Source organism: Bradyrhizobium sp. Ken01, assembly GCF_055807355.1.
The window spans coordinates 34,306-51,718 of record NZ_JBVVPC010000011.1; the positions used below are offsets into that span (position 1 = coordinate 34,306).

General features: G+C 63.6%; 16 protein-coding genes. 6 read left to right on the forward strand and 10 right to left on the reverse strand.

The features are described from left to right. Nucleotides 1–16: 16 nt before the first annotated feature. From AC0L3S_RS13475 to AC0L3S_RS13485, 3 genes are read left to right on the forward strand one after another with little or no spacing between them, the layout of a single operon-like run. Nucleotides 17–1,480, forward strand: a complete 1,464-nt coding sequence (locus AC0L3S_RS13475) for a CpaF family protein (RefSeq protein WP_473264559.1) — start codon at nt 17–19, stop codon at nt 1,478–1,480. A 16-nt stretch (nt 1,481–1,496) separates the two neighbouring features. Beyond that, the gene (locus tag AC0L3S_RS13480; protein WP_473279387.1) at nt 1,497–2,474 is read left to right on the forward strand and encodes a type II secretion system F family protein; all 978 of its coding nucleotides are present in this window, start codon (nt 1,497–1,499) and stop codon (nt 2,472–2,474) included. Nucleotides 2,475–2,484: 10 nt separating this feature from the next. Further along, on the forward strand, nt 2,485–3,459 hold the full coding sequence (locus AC0L3S_RS13485; RefSeq protein WP_473264558.1) for a type II secretion system F family protein: 975 nt from the start codon (nt 2,485–2,487) through the stop codon (nt 3,457–3,459). Between the two features lie 60 nt (nt 3,460–3,519). On the opposite strand, the gene AC0L3S_RS13490 is transcribed toward AC0L3S_RS13485, so the two are convergent. Then, complete coding sequence (locus tag AC0L3S_RS13490) at nt 3,520–4,269, reverse strand: tetratricopeptide repeat protein (protein WP_473279474.1); 750 nt, start codon at nt 4,267–4,269, stop codon at nt 3,520–3,522. Between the two features lie 202 nt (nt 4,270–4,471). Beyond that, on the reverse strand, nt 4,472–4,690 hold the full coding sequence (locus AC0L3S_RS13495; protein WP_473279388.1) for a hypothetical protein: 219 nt from the start codon (nt 4,688–4,690) through the stop codon (nt 4,472–4,474). A 49-nt stretch (nt 4,691–4,739) separates the two neighbouring features. Here AC0L3S_RS13495 and AC0L3S_RS13500 point away from each other — a divergent pair, with 49 nt between their 5' ends. Next, nucleotides 4,740–4,934: a hypothetical protein gene (locus AC0L3S_RS13500; protein ID WP_473264556.1), complete on the forward strand. Its 195-nt coding sequence runs from the start codon at nt 4,740–4,742 to the stop codon at nt 4,932–4,934. A 330-nt stretch (nt 4,935–5,264) separates the two neighbouring features. Here AC0L3S_RS13500 and AC0L3S_RS13505 read toward each other — a convergent pair whose 3' ends face one another. Together AC0L3S_RS13505 and AC0L3S_RS13510 are read right to left on the reverse strand one after the other, a co-directional pair. Continuing rightward, nucleotides 5,265–5,897 carry a metallophosphoesterase family protein gene (locus AC0L3S_RS13505; protein WP_473279389.1) on the reverse strand — a complete coding sequence of 211 codons (633 nt, stop codon included), beginning with the start codon at nt 5,895–5,897 and terminating at the stop codon, nt 5,265–5,267. 267 nt (nt 5,898–6,164) lie between these two features. Continuing rightward, nucleotides 6,165–6,368 (reverse strand): hypothetical protein, encoded by a 204-nt coding sequence (locus tag AC0L3S_RS13510; RefSeq protein WP_018454690.1) that lies wholly within the window; start codon nt 6,366–6,368, stop codon nt 6,165–6,167. A 194-nt stretch (nt 6,369–6,562) separates the two neighbouring features. Between AC0L3S_RS13510 and AC0L3S_RS13515 the strand changes: the two genes are divergently transcribed. Both AC0L3S_RS13515 and AC0L3S_RS13520 read left to right on the forward strand, forming a co-directional pair. Beyond that, nucleotides 6,563–7,936: a leucyl aminopeptidase family protein gene (locus AC0L3S_RS13515; RefSeq protein WP_473279390.1), complete on the forward strand. Its 1,374-nt coding sequence runs from the start codon at nt 6,563–6,565 to the stop codon at nt 7,934–7,936. Then, nucleotides 7,929–8,783, forward strand: a complete 855-nt coding sequence (locus AC0L3S_RS13520) for a C40 family peptidase (protein ID WP_473279391.1) — start codon at nt 7,929–7,931, stop codon at nt 8,781–8,783. Before AC0L3S_RS13515 ends, AC0L3S_RS13520 begins: the two co-directional genes overlap by 8 nt. Before the next feature lie 6 nt (nt 8,784–8,789). Here the strand turns inward: AC0L3S_RS13520 and AC0L3S_RS13525 are convergent, their stop codons facing one another. The 6 genes from AC0L3S_RS13525 to AC0L3S_RS13550 form a co-directional block, all read right to left on the reverse strand. Further along, nucleotides 8,790–10,427: an ABC transporter ATP-binding protein gene (locus AC0L3S_RS13525; RefSeq protein ID WP_473279392.1), complete on the reverse strand. Its 1,638-nt coding sequence runs from the start codon at nt 10,425–10,427 to the stop codon at nt 8,790–8,792. A gap of 4 nt (nt 10,428–10,431) precedes the next feature. After that, on the reverse strand, nt 10,432–11,613 hold the full coding sequence (locus AC0L3S_RS13530) for an ABC transporter permease (RefSeq protein ID WP_473264548.1): 1,182 nt from the start codon (nt 11,611–11,613) through the stop codon (nt 10,432–10,434). Next, nucleotides 11,613–12,722: a microcin C ABC transporter permease YejB gene (locus AC0L3S_RS13535; RefSeq protein ID WP_473264547.1), complete on the reverse strand. Its 1,110-nt coding sequence runs from the start codon at nt 12,720–12,722 to the stop codon at nt 11,613–11,615. The genes AC0L3S_RS13530 and AC0L3S_RS13535 overlap by 1 nt, the downstream gene beginning before the upstream one ends. Further along, complete coding sequence (locus AC0L3S_RS13540; protein WP_473279393.1) at nt 12,719–14,599, reverse strand: extracellular solute-binding protein; 1,881 nt, start codon at nt 14,597–14,599, stop codon at nt 12,719–12,721. The genes AC0L3S_RS13535 and AC0L3S_RS13540 overlap by 4 nt, the downstream gene beginning before the upstream one ends. 14 nt (nt 14,600–14,613) lie before the next feature. Next, entirely contained in the window at nt 14,614–16,515 is a 1,902-nt protein-coding gene (locus AC0L3S_RS13545) for an extracellular solute-binding protein (RefSeq protein WP_473279394.1), read from the reverse strand. A gap of 209 nt (nt 16,516–16,724) precedes the next feature. Continuing rightward, nucleotides 16,725–17,279 carry a c-type cytochrome gene (locus AC0L3S_RS13550; RefSeq protein WP_007599749.1) on the reverse strand — a complete coding sequence of 185 codons (555 nt, stop codon included), beginning with the start codon at nt 17,277–17,279 and terminating at the stop codon, nt 16,725–16,727. Nucleotides 17,280–17,413: the final 134 nt, after the last annotated feature.

The window sequence follows — 17,413 nt, forward strand, 5'->3', positions numbered from 1 at the left end:
CGCATGGAGTTTTTAAGTGTTCGGTAAGCGTAGCGGAACAGACGCCGACACCCGGGCCCCAAAGCCCGGTGCCGTGTCGCCAGAGCCTGCCCAGGCTCCGGCGCCCGCCGTGTCGCGCGTGCCGCCGCCGCCGGCAGTCTCCTCGCCGCCGCTCGCCCCGGCGAGGCCTGCGCCGACCATGGAAGCCCGCCGCTCGGACAATTATTACGAGGTCAAGGCGACCATCTTCGGCGCGCTGATCGAGGCCATCGATCTCGCCCAGCTCGCCAAGCTCGATTCGGAGTCCGCGCGCGAGGAAATCCGGGACATCGTCAACGAGATCATCGCGATCAAGAACATCGTGATGTCGATCGCCGAGCAGGAAGAGCTGCTCGACGACATCTGCAACGACGTCCTCGGCTACGGTCCGCTGGAGCCGCTGTTGTCGCGCGACGATATTGCCGACATCATGGTCAACGGCGCCGACACCGTCTATATCGAGGTTGCCGGCAAGATCCAACGCACCGGTATCCGCTTCCGCGACAATCAGCAGCTCCTCAACATCTGCCAGCGTATCGTCAGCCAGGTCGGCCGACGCGTCGACGAATCCTCGCCGATCTGCGACGCGCGCCTGGCCGACGGCTCCCGCGTCAATGCCATCGTGCCGCCGCTGTCGATCGACGGCCCCACGCTCACGATCCGCAAGTTCAAGAAGGACAAGCTGACGCTCGATCAGCTCGTCAAGTTCGGCGCAATCTCGCCGGAGGGCGCGGAAATCCTCCAGATCATCGGCCGCGTTCGCTGCAACGTGCTGATCTCCGGTGGTACCGGCTCGGGCAAGACCACGTTGCTCAACTGCCTGACCAACTACATCGAACACGACGAGCGCGTCATCACCTGCGAAGACGCCGCCGAACTCCAGCTCCAGCAGCCGCACGTGGTGCGACTGGAAACCCGCCCGCCCAACATCGAGGGCGAGGGCCAGGTCACCATGCGCGAGCTGGTGCGCAACTGCCTGCGTATGCGTCCCGAGCGCATCATCGTCGGCGAAGTCCGCGGACCCGAGGCGTTCGACCTGCTCCAGGCCATGAATACCGGCCATGACGGGTCGATGGGCACGCTGCACGCCAACAATCCCCGCGAGGCGCTATCGCGCTGCGAATCCATGATCACGATGGGCGGCTTCTCCCTGCCTTCACGCACCATCCGCGAGATGATCTGCGCCTCGATCGACGTCATCGTCCAGGCCGCACGCCTGCGCGACGGTTCACGCCGCATCACCCACATCACCGAAGTGATGGGCATGGAAGGCGACACCATTATCACCCAGGACGTCTTCCTCTACGACATGGTCGGCGAGGACGCCAACGGCAAGATCATCGGCCGGCACCGGTCGACCGGAATCGGCCGCCCGAAATTCTGGGAACGCGCCCGCTATTACGGCGAAGAGAAGCGCCTTGCCGCGGCGCTAGACGCCGCGGAAGTGGCGCCCCCGACGTGAGCAGGTCAGCGCAGCCATGAACATGCAAGTCCTTGCCCTCGCCTTCCTTGCCACCGCCACCGTCGGCGGCCTCGCCTGGGTCTTCCTTTATCCAATGCTGTCCGGGGAACGGAAGGCCGAGAGCCGCCGCGCCTCGATCTCGCGGGCCGAGGCGCCCACGGCCCGCGCGGCCGAGAAGACGCAGCGCTCGCGGCGCGAGCAGGTCGAAACCTCGCTCAAGGATCTCGAGGCGCGGCGCCAGCAGGAGAAGAGCGTACCGCTCAGTGTTCGCCTGTCGCAGGCCGGCCTCGACTGGACGCCGCAGAAATTCTGGATCGTGTCCGCCGTCGTGGCGGGCGTGCTGTTTGCAGTCGCCTTGTTCGTCGGCGGTGGCCTGCTCGGTGCCGCCGGCTTCGCCTTTGCCGGCGGCTTGGGTCTGCCCCGCTGGGCGCTCGGGTTCCTGAAGAAGCGCCGCGAGGCCAAATTCCTGAAGGCGCTGCCCGACGCTGTCGACGTGATCGTCCGCGGCATCAAGGCGGGCCTGCCGCTGTTCGAATCGATCAAGGTCGTCGCCGCCGACGCGCCAGAGCCGCTGCGCTCCGAATTTCTGTCCATCATCGAGACGCAGGCGATCGGCATGCCGCTCGGCGAGGCCTGCACGCGACTCTACGATCGCATGCCGCTGCCCGAGGCCAATTTCTTCGGCATCGTCATCTCGATCCAGCAGAAATCGGGCGGCAACCTCTCCGAAGCGCTCGGTAACCTCTCCAAAGTGCTGCGCGACCGCAAGAAGATGAAAGAGAAGATCCAGGCGATGTCGATGGAAGCCAAGGCCTCGGCCGGCATCATCGGCTCGCTGCCGCCGATCGTGATGTTCCTCGTCTACCTCACGACGCCGGGATACATCTCGACGCTTTGGACTCATCCCACCGGCCAGCTCATGCTGGTCGGCTGCGTCGTCTGGATGTCGATCGGCATCATGGTGATGAAGAAGATGATCAATTTCGACTTCTGATGGTGCCTCAATGGTAGAGTTCCTCGTTGCGAAACTTCACGACGTCCACTTCATGACGATGCTGCTGGCGGCCATTGCCGCCAGTGCCACCGTCTATACACTGGTGATGCCGCTGTTCGCCGGCGAAGGCCTTTCCAAGCGCATGAAGGCGGTGGCGAACGAACGTGAGCGCATTCGGCAGCGCGAGCGCGAGCGCCTCCACAAGAGTGAAAAAGTCTCGCTGCGTCAGACGCCGAAGCAGCTCGTCTCGAAGGTCGTCGATGACTTCAACCTGACCAAATGGCTCGCGCAGGAAGCTGCGCGGGACAAGCTCATCATGGCGGGCTATCGAGGCCAGGCGCCCTACATCACCTTCCTGTTTGCCCGCCTGGTTGCCCCGATCGTGCTGTTCGTCGGTTCGGTCGTCTACGTGTTCCTGATCGCGCATATGCAGCAGTCGATGCCGATCAAGATCGGCATCTGCGTCGGTGCGGCCTATCTCGGACTTCAGGCCCCTATGCTGTTCCTCAGGAACGCGATCTCCAAGCGCCAACTCTCGATCAAGCGCGCCTTTCCCGATGCGCTCGACCTGCTCCTGATCTGCATCGAATCCGGCATGTCAGTCGAAATGGCGTTCCGGAAGGTCGCGGTCGAAATCGTGAGCCAGTCGATCGCGCTGTCCGAGGAGTTCACCCTGACCACGGCCGAGCTGTCCTATTTGCAGGATCGCAAGGTCGCCTACGAGAACCTCGCGCGGCGCACCGGACTCGAGGGCGTCAAGTCGGTATGTCTCGCGCTCCAGCAGGCGGAGCGTTACGGCACCCCGCTCGGCCACTCCTTGCGGGTGATGGCGCAGGAAAACCGCGACATGCGCATGAACGAAGCCGAGAAGAAGGCAGCTGCACTGCCGCCGAAGCTGACGGTACCGATGATCCTGTTCTTCCTGCCGGTGCTGTTCGTCGTCATTCTCGGACCGACCGGCATCAAGGTCACCGAGATGCAATGACATTAGACGTGGACCGCATACGGTCCGCGGCTGCCCTCAAGATTGGACGATCACGTCTGATCAGTCGGACTGGCCGAGCGAGGCGACCGGGGTCCGCTTCGGCGCACCCCGCCTGACGTCGCTGCGGGTCAGCATTTCCTTGAGATAGGCGACATTGGCCGCAGCCTGGTCGGGCGGTAGGTCCGCCTTCACGATGGTCTCGGCTTCGGCGAAGCGGCCCTGGAGACCGACGACCAGACCGAGATTCTGCCGCACCCGCGCGCTTGCGTGCGGCGAGGCATAGGCTTGCCGCAGCGCGTCTTCGGCCTTCGGCAGATCTCTCGACAACATGTAGGACAGGCCGAGATTGGAGAGCACGCCGGGATCGCCAGGCGCGATCTTGAGGGCACTCGCATAATAGGAGCGCGCTTCCTCGTGACGGCCCATCTGATCGAGCGCGGTACCCTGCACCGAGAGCAGGCGCCAATCCGGGTTATCGGGCGAATGCGCCTTCGACAGCACGTCGAAGGCTTGCTGGAAATTGCCGTTGTCGGAGAGCGCGCGGCCGTATTGGGCCATCAGCGCCTTGTTGCCGGGATTGGCGATGGTCGCCTGCTCGAGCACGGCGGCGGCTTGGGCGCGCTGGCCGTTGGCGCGTAGCGCTTGGCCGTAGGCGAGCGCCGCGTCGGCGTCCTTGGGATTGGCACGATAGCGCTCGCCATAGACTTCGGCAGCCCGCGCGGGATCGGTGGGAGCGGCTTCCGCCCGCGGCCCGACCGAGCCGGTAACGTCGGAGAGTTTCGACATCGCCGTGCAGCCGCCGAGGCCCATGGCCACCGCCGCCACCAGCGACGTGGACGCAAGAAGCCGTCCAAGGCTGAGCCTTCCAAGGCTGAGCCGTCCAAGACTGAACCGTTCACGACTGAACCGTTGACGCATGACGCTTTGACTCTCGAGCCGATTGATCGAGCCGAACGCGCCAGCAATAGACTGTTAACCCTAACGGCCGGTTAATGCTCCCGACCCGCGCCCGTCACTGCGGCGTCTGCGGCGGCATCTCGCCGCCGAGACCCGGATCGAGGCCGAGCGCCTTCGCCTGCTCGTTGAGGTCCCGCAGCAATTGCAGTCGTTGCCGCGTCTCGATCTCGACATCGATGCCCGGGCGCACGACCCTCGGCAATTCGCGCAGAAGATCGTCCCGATTGACCAGACGCCTCGCGCGGAGCTCGTCGATCTGAAACTCGTCGTGCATATCTCGAGAACTTGCTTTCGAGATCCTCCCAGGCGTGAGAGGTCGCGACGTGGAGCAAATCGGCCCAATCCACCTCGCCATCGGCATAGAAGGCGCCGCGCAGCAGGAGCCGGCGGGCGAATGCCGCGACCTGATCCCGTTTCAGCGTCGTGCATACGTCGATCTCGATGCCCGACTGGATGGCCGGATCTCGGGAAAGATCCCGCCCGGCCGGCAGCCCGACGACGCCGTGCGACAGGTTTGAATCGAGCGGCCTGAAGACACCATCCTTGCGCGGACGTGAGTAGCGGGCGATCGCGAAGCGAAACTCGGTGCGGCGCCATGGGACATCAGGTGGGACATCGGTCCGAAAATGGATGACGTTGAAGCCGGCGTCGTCACCGGCCTGCCCGGTCGATGACGGACAGGACAAGACGTAGATCGTGCGCCAGAATGCTTCATCGCTCTCGCTCGATGTGGCGCGCGGGTCGGGAATCGAATAGCGCGTCAGCCCTTCAACATGCCGGTGTCCGTGCAGAACCAGATCGACGTTGAGCGATGTCGCCGCTTCGAGGAAGGTCGCGGGCGCGGCGAGCTACATCAGCGGCTCGTCGGGTACGCCGAGAAACCGGTTTCCTTCTCCGGTCGCCTGCGGCAGTGGATGATGGTGCAGCGCCAGAACGCGCACGAGGTTTTCCGCCGGTTCGGCATAATCGGCGCGGCCGCCCGACCCGAGGCTGCCCGCGAGTTCGACGCTCAGCCGCGCGGAATCCGAAACCATGGCGCTATAGGCGCTCCGGTCGACGTTGCCGCTCGCGAGCGTCGTGAGGCTCGCGCGGTTCGAATCCAGCAGCACCAGATCGAGGCCGGCCTGACGGTAGTAGACGCTCTTCGAGGTCTGCGGCAAATGCAGGTAATCATAGACGTCGTGGCGGCCTGCACGCTGGCTCGGTCGCTTGACGTCGTGATTGTCGGCAATTGCCTGGATGTCGGTGAACAGCCCGGTCTGCCGGAAGGACGCAATGACGGCGAGCGCTTCCTCGAGCGCAGGCGGCGTCGGGTCGTCCACGATATCGCCGGTGATCAGCAGGATGCGATCGGGAATGCCCGCGAAGTCCGCCATCCTCTCGCGAATTGCGGCATTGAGCGTCTCGATCGTCGCAAGCAGCCGACCCGACCCGTCCAGATGCAGGTCGGGAATCTGTACGATGACGAACGATCTATCCATTTTGCGTCGCTTATTTGCGAATGCCGCGCCGCGCAAACGATGAGAGAAATGCCTTCGACGATAAGGTTCAGACCGGTATCAGCCCGCGACGAGATGAGCTGGGGTAAGAATAGACTCTCGCCACGTGCAGAACCGCACGACACAATCTAAAATATTGGCCAATAATGCCACAACCGCAACGCTAGAAAAGCCCTGCGGCTGCTCGCGTGAACGGCAGCTCTCAGCATGAGATACGGAGCCTTCCCGATGATGGTTTCGCTCACCCGATCAATATTCGATGGCGAGCCGCTTGCGGATTTCGTCAATGCGCTTGTCTAAAGCATCGAACCGCGCGTGAACGGAGCGGTCGTGGAGATAGAAGACGTAACCACCGGCAAGGAACGCGAATATCCAATGATGATGCTCGACATAGCCAAAAATCGCCTCCACCGCCTGGCCGATGAATGTGACCACGCTCCACACAAATTCCATTGCATTTCCTCCCAGCCGGCTTTGTCGTCGGAGATCTTCGCACCGACGGCCGTCGCCGGAACCTAGCATGGCCCCTTTGCTGCGAGTAGCGGATCACTGAACGATGGCAGCAAAGCGGATTGCAGCGGCGGCAAAACTCTGCGAAATCTCGTCCGTTCGTATGACCCGCTCGATCTGACGATCCGGACCCGCCAATGCCTTCTGTCTTCGAGACGTCGACTACCGCCATTCCGATCACCTTCGTCACCAAGTCGAGCTGGGATCAGGTCGCCGGGCGGCTACCCGCGGTGCAACGCCAGTTCGCCACTGCGAGCGCCTTTACCGCAAAGCCGGGCGGCTATCTCGCGCTGCCCGCGCCCGATGGCGCGATCGCGCAAGTGCTGTTCGGACTCGAGGACGAGGGTGCAAGATCGCGCGACCTGTTCCGACCGGGCGCCCTGCCCGGCCTGCTGCCGCCGGGCATTTATCGCTTCGCCAATGCGCCGCACGATGCACGGCTCGCCGCACTCGCCTTCGCGCTCGGCAGCTACCGCTTCGCCCGGTACCGCAAGGCCGATCGCCCCGAGGTCCGGCTCGTGCCGCCCGACGGCGTCGACGCGACCGAGATCAACCGCATCGCGGACGCCGCGATGCTGGCGCGCGACCTCATCAACACGCCGGCCAACGACATGGGGCCGGAGGAGCTGGCCGCAACCGCGAAGGATCTCGCCGCCGAATTCGGCGCAAGCTTTGCCTGCACCATCGGTGACGACTTGAAGACGAATTTTCCGCTGATCCACGCCGTCGGGATGGCCTCGGACCGCGCGCCGCGGCTGATCGACATGGGCTGGGGCGACCCGGCTCATCCCAAGGTGACGCTGGTCGGCAAGGGCGTCTGCTTCGACACCGGTGGGCTCGACCTGAAGCCGTCGAGCGGCATGCTGATCATGAAGAAGGACATGGGAGGCGCCGCCAACGTGCTGGCGCTGGCGCGCATGGTGATGGATGCGAAGCTGAAGGTGCGACTGCGTGTGCTGATACCGGCCGTGGAGAACGCGGTCGCGGGCAATGCCTTCCGCCCGCTCGACATCTTCACCTCGCGCAAGGGCATCACGGTCGAGATCGGCAATACGGACGCGGAGGGGCGGCTGGTGCTCGCCGACGCGCTGGCGCTTGCGGACGAGGAAAAGCCGGACCTGCTGATCGATCTCGGCACGTTGACGGGAGCGGCACGCGTCGCGCTGGGGCCGGATTTACCGCCGTTTTACACCAGTGATGAGACGCTTGCCGCCGACGTCGCACGATGCGCGGTGAGCGAGAACGATCCGTTGTGGCGCATGCCGCTGTGGCCGCCTTACGATGCGTGGCTGGACTCCAAGACGGCCACCATCACCAACGCACCATCCGGCGGCTTTGCCGGCTCGATCATCTGCGCGCTGTTCCTGCAACGCTTCGTCGAGCACGCCAGGAGCTGGCTGCATGTCGACATCTACGGCTGGACGCCGTCGGCGAAGCCCGCACGCCCCGAGGGCGGCGAGTGCCAGGCCGCGCGCGCGATCTACACATTGCTGAGCGAGCGCTATGCGTGATCCGGGACTCGATTCGAGGCTGACACCGGCGCGCGGCGACCTTGCCGCAAAGTATCTCGAAGGCAAGGTGCAGGCGGATCGCTTCGTCACGGGCGAGGAATTCGAGATAATCGAGGCGATCGCGCCCGTGCGCGAACAGCCGTCGCCGAATGCGATGCTGATGACGCAAGCGTTGTGCGGCGAGCGCGTCACGATCTACGACCGCAACGGCGAAGGCTGGGCGTGGGGTCAGCTCTCCCTTGACGGCTATGTCGGCTGGCTGCCGGATGCAGCGCTGATGAAGCCCGCGGCCGCGCCGACCCACATGGTCAGTGCGCTACGAACCTTTGCCTTCCCCGGTCCCTCGATCAAGCTGCCGCCGGCAGACGCGCTGGTGATGGGATCGAAGGTCGCGGTTGCACGCGAGGACGGCAGCTTCGCCGTGACACGCGACGGACAATATCTGCCCAAGGCCCATCTCACCCCGCTTGGTCATCGCGAGTCGGATTTCGTCGCAGTCGCCGAGCGTTTCGTCGGCACGCCCTATCTCTGGGGTGGCAAGAGCAGCCTCGGCGTCGATTGCTCCGGCCTCGTCCAGGTCTCGCTGACATCAGCGGGCATCGGCTGCCCGCGCGACAGCGACATGCAGCAGGCCGGCCTCGGTCGCGCGCTGGAGCCGCATGAGCAGACTAGCTTGCTGCGCGGCGATCTCATTTTCTGGAAGGGGCATGTCGCCATCGTCCGCAATGGCAGCACCATGGTTCACGCCAATGCGCATCACATGGCGACGGTGGTCGAGCCGATCGAGCCGGCGATTGCACGGATTAAGCAAGCCGGCAGCGAGGTCACCGCGATCAAGCGACTCTGACGGAGGCTACGTCGCCGCCGACCCGTTCCCCGCCGTCTCCAGCCGGAACGCCGCCGCAAACAGCGCGCGCGTGTAATCCGTCTTCGGGTTCTTGAAGAGCTCGGCGGCCTGGCCTTCTTCAACCACCTTGCCGCCACGCATCACGATCAGATGGCTGGCAAGCGAGGCGACGACGCGCAGATCGTGCGAGATGAACATGTAGGTGAGATCGCGGCGGCGCTGCAGTTCACGCAGCAGATCGACCATTTGCGCCTGAATCAGCATGTCGAGCGCACTGGTCGGCTCGTCAAGCACGACGAAATCCGGCTCCAGCACCACCGCCCGCGCGATGCTGATGCGCTGGCGCTGGCCGCCGGAGAATTCATGCGGATAACGGTGGCGGGTATCCGGCTTCAGTCCGACGTCCTCGAGCGCCTTGACGACGCGCTCCTCACGCTCGCCGCGCGAGAGCTGCGGCTGATGCACGGTGAGGCCTTCGGCGACGATGTCGGCGACCGACATGCGCGGGCTGAGCGAGCCGAACGGATCCTGGAACACGATCTGCATGTCGCGCCGGAACGGCCGCATCTCCTTGAAGCGCAGGCCCTGGATATCCTTTCCCAGGAACACGATGCGTCCGTTCGAGGAGATCAATCGCAGCAATGCGAGCCCCAGCGTGGTCTTGCCCGAGCCGGACTCGCCGACGACGCCGAGCGTCTCGCCCTTGCGCACGGCGATGCTGACACCGTCGACCGCCTTGATGTGGCCGACCGTCTTGCGCATCAACCCGCGCTTGATCGGGAACCAGACTTTCAGGTCGTCGGCCGACATCACCACCGGCGCATCCGGCTGCGGCGGCGCTGGATCGGGCTTCGGTTCCGCGGCGAGCAGGTCGCGCGTATAGGGATGCTTCGGGCTCTTGAAGACCTGCTCGACCGGCCCCTGCTCGACGATCTCGCCGCCTTTCATGACACAGACCTGGTCGGCGATGCGACGCACGATGCCGAGATCGTGGGTGATGAAGAGCAGGCTCATGCCGAGCCGGCCGCGGATCTCCGCAAGCAGCGTCAGAATCTGCGCCTGCACGGTGACGTCGAGCGCCGTCGTCGGCTCGTCCGCGATCAGCAGGTCCGGCTCGTTGGCGAGCGCCATCGCGATCATCACGCGCTGGCGCTGGCCGCCGGAGAGCTGGTGCGGATAGCTCTTCAGCCGCGTTTCAGGCTCGGGAATGCCGACCTGCGTCAGCAGTTCCAGGGTCCGCCTGCGCGCCTCGGCATTGCTGGTCGGATTGTGCAGCTGGATGATTTCGCCGATCTGCGCCTCGATCGTGTGCAGGGGGTTGAGCGAGGTCATCGGCTCCTGGAAGATGATGGAGATGTCGCTGCCGCGAATCACCCGCATCTCCTGCTCCGACCGGTCGATCAGTTCCTGTCCCTTGAAGCGGATGCTGCCCGAGGGATGCGAGGCGTTCGGATAGGGCAAGAGCTTGAGGATCGAGAGCGCGCTGACCGACTTGCCGGAGCCGGACTCGCCGACCAGCGACACGCACTCGCCGCGCCTGATCTGGAACGAGACCTTGTCGACCGCGAGCGTGGTGGCGCCACCCTGGTGGAAGGCCACCGAGAGCTCGCGCACGCTGAGCAGGGGTTGGTTGATCGCGTCCATTGGCTTACCTGAACGTCTTGCGCGGATCGAACGCGTCGCGCACGGCCTCGCCGATGAAAATCAAGAGCGAAAGCATGATTGCGACCGAGAAGAAGCCTGAGAAGCCGAGCCAGGGCGCCTGCACGTTGGACTTGCCCTGCGACAGCAGCTCGCCGAGCGACGGCGAGCCGGGCGGCAGTCCGAACCCGAGGAAATCGAGCGCCGTCAGCGTCATCACCGAACTCGACACGATGAACGGCAGGAACGTCATCGTCGCGACCATCGCGTTCGGCAACAGATGCCGGAACATGATGACCTTGTTCGACACGCCGAGCGCCCGCGCCGCCTGGATATACTCGAAATTGCGCCCACGCAGAAATTCCGCGCGCACGAGTCCGACCAGCGACACCCAGGAAAACAGCAGCAGGATGCCGAGAAGCACGAAGAAGCCGGGCACGAGCACCGAGGACAGGATCAGCAGCAGATAGAGCGAAGGGATCGCAGTCCATATCTCGATGAAACGCTGGAATAACAGGTCGATCCAGCCGCCGAAATAGCCCTGCACCGCGCCGGCCGCGATGCCGACGACGGAGGAGACGATGGTCAGGCAGAGGCCGAACAGCACCGAGATGCGGAAGCCGTAGATCAGCCGCGCCACCACGTCGCGGCCCTGATCGTCGGTGCCGAGCCAGTTGTATTCGAGATCGCGGCAGCTCTTGAGGCCTTTCTTTTCGACGACAGGCTTGCATTGCGCTTCCGTCAGCATCCAGGTCGGCTTCGACGGCGCCGGCGTCGGAAGATCGAGATTGTGGGTATCGTAGGAATAGCGGATCAGCGGCCAGACGATGCTGCCGCCCTTGTCCCTGATCAACTTCTGCAGATAGGGATCGCGATAGTCGGCTGCCGTTTCGAAGTCGCCGCCGAAAGTGGTTTCCGAATAGGTGACGACGGACGGCCAATAGAGGTGGCCATCATATTTGATCAGGAATGGCCTATCATTGGCGATCAGCTCGGCGAACAGCGACACCACAAACAGGATCAGGAAGATCCAGAACGACCAATAGCCGCGCCGGTTCGCCTTGAAATTCTGCCAGCGGCGCCTGTTGAGCGGCGATGGCACGAACGGTTTGCGCGTGATCGGCACGGCATTGCCGAGCGGCGACTTCGCAGTGGTTTCGATCGGCGTGGTGGGGGCGGCCAGCGTCATCAGACCTCCCGCGCCTCGAAATCGATCCGCGGATCGATCCACATATAGGTCAGGTCAGAGATCAGGTTGATCACGAGGCCGACGAGCGAAAAGATGAAGAGCGTGCCGAACACCACGGGGTAGTCGCGGTTGAGAACGCTCTCGAAACTGAGCAGCCCCAGCCCGTCCAGCGAGAAGATGGTCTCGATCAGAAGCGAGCCCGAGAAGAAGGCGTGAATGAAGGTGCTGGGAAAGCCGGCGATGACGATCAGCATCGCGTTGCGGAAGACGTGACCATAGAGCACCCGATTCTCGCTGCAGCCCTTCGCGCGCGCGGTCATCACGTATTGCTTGCGGATCTCGTCCAAAAACGAGTTCTTGGTCAGGAACGTCATGGTGGTGAACGCGCCAAGCCCCATGGCAATCAGCGGCAGCGCCAAATGCCAGAAGTAATCGATGATCTTCCAGTACCACGGAAACTGCGACCAGCCGTCTGATGTCAGTCCGCGTAGCGGGAACCAGTTGAAGAACGAACCGCCGGCAAACAGGATGATCAGGAGGATCGCGAACAGGAAGCCGGGTATGGCATAGCCGAGCACGAGCACGCTCGACGTCCAGGTGTCGAAGCGCGTCCCGTCCCTGACCGCCTTGCGGATGCCGAGCGGAATTGAGATCAGGTAGGTGAGCAGCGTCAGCCAGATGCCGAGCGAGATCGAGACCGGCAACTTCTCCTTGACGAGCTGCAGGACGCTGACGTCGCGAAAATAGCTCTTGCCGAAATCGAAGCGGGCGAAATTCCAGACCATCAGCGCGAAGCGCTCCGGGGCCGGCTTGTCGAAGCCGAACTGCACTTCCAGCTTCTTGATGAAATCGGGATCGAGGCCTTGCGCGCCGCGATATTTCGAGTTGATGGCATCACCACCGGCCCCTAGCTGCCCAGGGGCGCGCTGCGCAAAGTCGCTGCCGCCCGAGATGCGCGAGGTCCCGCCGGTATCGGCGCCCGAGAGCTGCGCGATCACGCGCTCGACCGGCCCGCCCGGCGCGAACTGTACGACGATGAAGGAGACGAAGAGGATCCCGAGCAAGGTCGGGATCATCAGCAGGATGCGGCGGGCGATATAGGCGCTCATGGCTGTTTCGCCTGCTCGAGCTTGGCGGCCTTGCCGCCATCGTACCACCAGATGTCGGGGGCGCCGACGCCGTTGGCATAACGCGGCAGCTTCTGCGGACGGCCGAATTGGTCCCAATAAGCAAGCCGGTGCGTCTTGTTATACCATTGCGGCACCCAATAACGGCCGGCGCGGAACAGGCGATCGAAGGCGCGGCAGGCGACGGTCAAATCCTCGCGGTTGTCGGCCGCCATGATCTTCTCGATCATGGCATCGATCGCCGGGCTGGCGACGCCCGCGAGATTGTACGAGCCCTTCGTTGCCGCGACCTGCGAGGAAAAGAACGCGCGCATGGCGTCGCCCGGCGTTGCCGACATGCTGAAGCGCTGGATCGTGATGTCGAAGTCGAAATCTTCCTGGCGCGCCTTGTGTTGCACGGCATCGACGAGGCGCACGCTCGCTTCGATGCCGAGCGTCGCGAGATTCTTGATGTAGGGCGCATGGTGGGGCTGAAACGAAGGCTCGTCCAGCAGGAACTCGATCCTGAATATCTCACCGTTCGGCAGCACCCGCTTGCCGTCCTTGATCGGCAGGCCGGCGTCGCTGAGCAGTTGCTGCGCCTTGCGCAACAGGCTGCGGTCCTGCCCGGAGCCGTCCGAGACCGGCGGCGTGAACGGCGCGACGAACACCTCGTTGGGAACCTGGCCGCGAAACGGCTCCAGCAGCTTCAGCTCTTCCGGCGGCGGAGGCCCGTCGCTCGCCATGAGGTCCGAGTTCTGAAATGGCGACACCGTGCGGGCATAAGCACCGTACATGATGGTCTTGTTGGTCCACTCGAAGTCGAAGGCGTCGATCAGTGCCTCACGCACGCGAGGATCCCTGAACTTGTCGCGCCGCGTGTTGATGAACCACCCTTGCGCGCCAGACGGCGTGTCGTCGGGCACGACTTCCATCTTGACGCGACCGTCCTTCACCGCAGGGAAGTCATATCGCGTCGCCCAGATGCGAGAGGTGAACTCCTCGCGGTAGAGATAGTTCTTGCCGGTAAAACCTTCGAAGGCGACATCCCGGTCGCGGTAGAATTCGTAGCGCACGACGTCGAAATTGTAGCTGCCACGACAGGGGGGCAGATCGGCAGCCCACCAGTCCTTCACCCGCTCGAACTCGATGTAGCGGTTGACCTCGAACTTTCCGACCTTGTACGGGCCCGAACCCAACGGAATATCAAGCGACGTTTCATCGAACGGACGGGAGGCATAGTAGGCTTTCGAGAAGATCGGCAGGCTCGCCACATAGAGCGGCACGTCGCGCGCGCGTCCCTTGGCGAAGGTGACGACCAGCGTCGCATCGTCGACGGCTTCCGCGCTGACCATGTCGCGCATCTGCACGATGATCAGCGGATGGCCCTTGGCCTTCAGCGCCGTCAGCGAAAACGCCGCGTCGTGCGCGGTGAGCTTGGTGCCGTCATGGAATTTCGCCTCGGACCGCATGCTGAAGCGATAGACCAGCCTGTCTGCCGATATAGTTACAGACTTGGCGGCAAGCCCATACATCCCGTCCGGTTCGTCATTGGCTCGCACCATCAGCGGCGCAAAGGTCATGTCCATGCCCTGCGCGCCATCGCCTTTGAGGATGAAGGCATTGAGCGAGTTGAAGGTCTGGTAGGACTGGTTGTAGGCGCGCACCGACGGGATCAGCGAGAAGGTACCGCCCTTCGGCGCGTCGACATTGACGTAGTCGAAGTGATTGAAGTCGGCGGGATATTTGAGGTCGCCGAAGGCCGACATGCCGTGGGCGTCGGCGGGCATCTCGGACGCTGTCGCGCCCCGGAGCCAGACGGCGCTGAACGCGCCACCGGCACCCAAGGCTAGCACATGCCGGCGTGAAAGCTGCGCCATGCGAGAAATGTCCCTCACGACTTCTTTGCGATCCGCGCCGCCTTGTCCGCGTCGTACCACCAGATGAACGGGAAGCCGGACTGGCCGTATTTAGGCAATTCCGCCGGCCGACCGAAACGATCCCAGCGCGCGGTGCGCACCTTCGTATAAGTCCACTGCGGCACGACGTAGTGATTCCACAACAGCACGCGGTCGAGTGCCTTGGTTGCCGCGACGAGATCGTCGCGCCCCTTGGCGTAGATCACCCGCTCGATCAGCTTGTCGACCGCCGGATTCTTGATGCCGGTAATATTGCGTGAACCCGCGATGTCGGCCGTCTTCGACGACCAGAATTCGCGCTGCTCGTTGCCCGGCGACTGCGACTCGCCCCAGGAGTTGGTGACGATGTCGAAATCCCACTCGCGCGTCCTGTTCTCGTACTGGGTCGGATCCACTGTCCGCACGCTGACGGCAATGCCGAGCCGTTCCAGCGAGGGCTTGTAGAACAGCGTGATTCGCTCGAAGCTCGGATCCGAGTTCAGCAATTCCAGCGAGAACTGGGTGCCGGTCTTGACGTCGACAAGCTTGCGGTCGCGCACCTCGTAACCGGCCTCCTTGAACAGGCGCAGCGCCTCGCGCAGATTGTCGCGCACGGCTTCCGGACTGCCGCCGACTGGATTGCTGTAGGCCGTGGTGAAGACTTCGGGCGGGACTTCGGCGCGGACCGTGTCGAGGATCTCGAGCTCTTTTCCCTGCGGCAAACCGGTCGCCATCAGCTCATCGATGCCGTCGAAATAACTGCTGATACGTTTGTACTGGCCGTAGAAGATCTGCTTGTTCATCTCCTCGAAGTCGAACGCGTAATTGAGCGCACGTCGCACGCGCGGATCTTTGAACTTGGCGCGGCGCAGGTTTGGCACGAAGGCCTGCATGACGCCCGAGCTGCGATTGGCGAACTCCTCGAGGATCACGCGCTTTTCGGTGACCGCCGGGAAGTCGTAGGCTGTCGCCCAATTCTTTGCGCTGTTCTCGGTGCGCCAATCGACCTGATCGGCCTTGAAAGCCTCGATCGCCACGGTGGCGTCGCGGAAATACTCGTAGCGCAGCTCGTCGAAGTTATTTCGGCCCACATTGGCGGCGAGATCGCGCCCCCAATAATCCTTGACGCGCTCCAGCGCGATCGACCGCCCGGCAACGAATTCCTTGACCCTGTAGGGGCCCGAACCCAGCGGCACTTCGAGCGTGGTGGCGGAGACATCGCGCTTGCGGCCCTGCGCGTCGGTGCCCTCCCACCAATGCTTCGGCAGGACCGTGAGCTGCCCGACGATCTGCGGCAGTTCGCGGTTGCCCGGCGCGTCGAACACGAATTTCACCTCGCGCTCGCCGACCTTCTCGGCCTTCACCACATGGCTGTAATAGGCCGAGTACATCGGGTGGTGCTTCTTGAAGGAATCGAGCGAGAAGATCACGTCATCCGCGGTAACCGGCTTGCCGTCGTGCCATTTGGCTTGCGGCCGCAAGCGGTAAGTCACGAAGGAGAAATCATCCGGATGGCTGACGGCCTCGGCCAGCGCGCCGTACTCGGTCGAGACTTCGTCGAGCGAGGCCGTCGTGAGGGATTCGTAGATGAATGCCACGGCACCGGCGACTTGCCCCTTCACACCGGAGACGACGATGTTGAAATTGTCGAATGTGCCGACGGCGATCTGCCGCGCGACGCCGCCCTTGGGCGCTTCCGGATTGACGTAGTCGAAGCGCTTGAAGTCCGCGGGGTACTTCACCTGTCCGAACAGCGACAGCGCGTGCCGCCAGGTGGGCTCGCTGGCGGATTGCGCGCGTGCCACGCCGACGCCAGGAAGGCCCCCTACGGAACCAAGGGCGGGGAGCGCTGCGGCAGCGGTACCAGTGAGCAGGAGATCGCGTCGGGTAAGGGCCAAATCAACATTCCTGTCTTGAAGGAGGCTACTCCTTTAAGGTCCCAATATAGGCGAGGTTTCGACGGAATATGTTGCTTTTTCCTCATCTTGGAAGGCCGGCTGGCCGATCGCTGCGGCCAAACGCCCCGATAACAACGCCGCGAGGCCCGGATAAGCAAACGGCCAGGCTTTTCAGCCTGGCCGCGTACTAAGATCGAAGTCGATAGGCCTTACTTGGCCGCGGTGGGCAGCGGCTTCGGGCTGTCGGAAAGGCTGTTCAGGTAAGCGATCACGTCGGCGCGCTCGCTATCCTTCGGGATGCCTGCAAAGCCCATCGCGGTGCCCGGGACAGCCGCCTTGGGATTGGCGATGAACTTGTTGAGCGCATCGAAGTCCCAGGTGCCGCCCTTGGCCTTCATCGCGGCCGAGAAGTTGAAGCCGCCGCGGCCCTCGCCAACATGGTCGCCGACGACGCCGTAGAGGTTCGGACCGACGCGGTTCGGGCCGCCCTTCTCGAAGGTGTGGCAAGCGCCGCACTTCTTGGCGGCGGCAGCGCCCTTCTCGACCGAGGCGGTCTGGAGCAGCTTTTCGATCGGCTCGGCGGCCGCGGGAGCAGCGCCGCCTTCCTTGCCGTGGCCGGCGTCTTCCTTCACTGCGATCTCGAAGCCCGGCTTTTCCGGCATCTTGGGCGAGAACAACGCCTGGGCGGTGAAGCTTGTCACCAGCAGAAGGAGACAGGTGCCGAGCACGGCACCGAGAATCTTGTTTAGTTCGAAAGAGTCCATTTCCGGCCAGGCCCCACACCGCAAGAAGGATCGAGCGGCCCAATGCGGCCGCCAGGACGAGCCTCGGAGAATCAACGTTCCTGACTGTTTCCCCGAGTTTTGCCATTGAGATATCGGTTTGCCCGGGGTCTGGC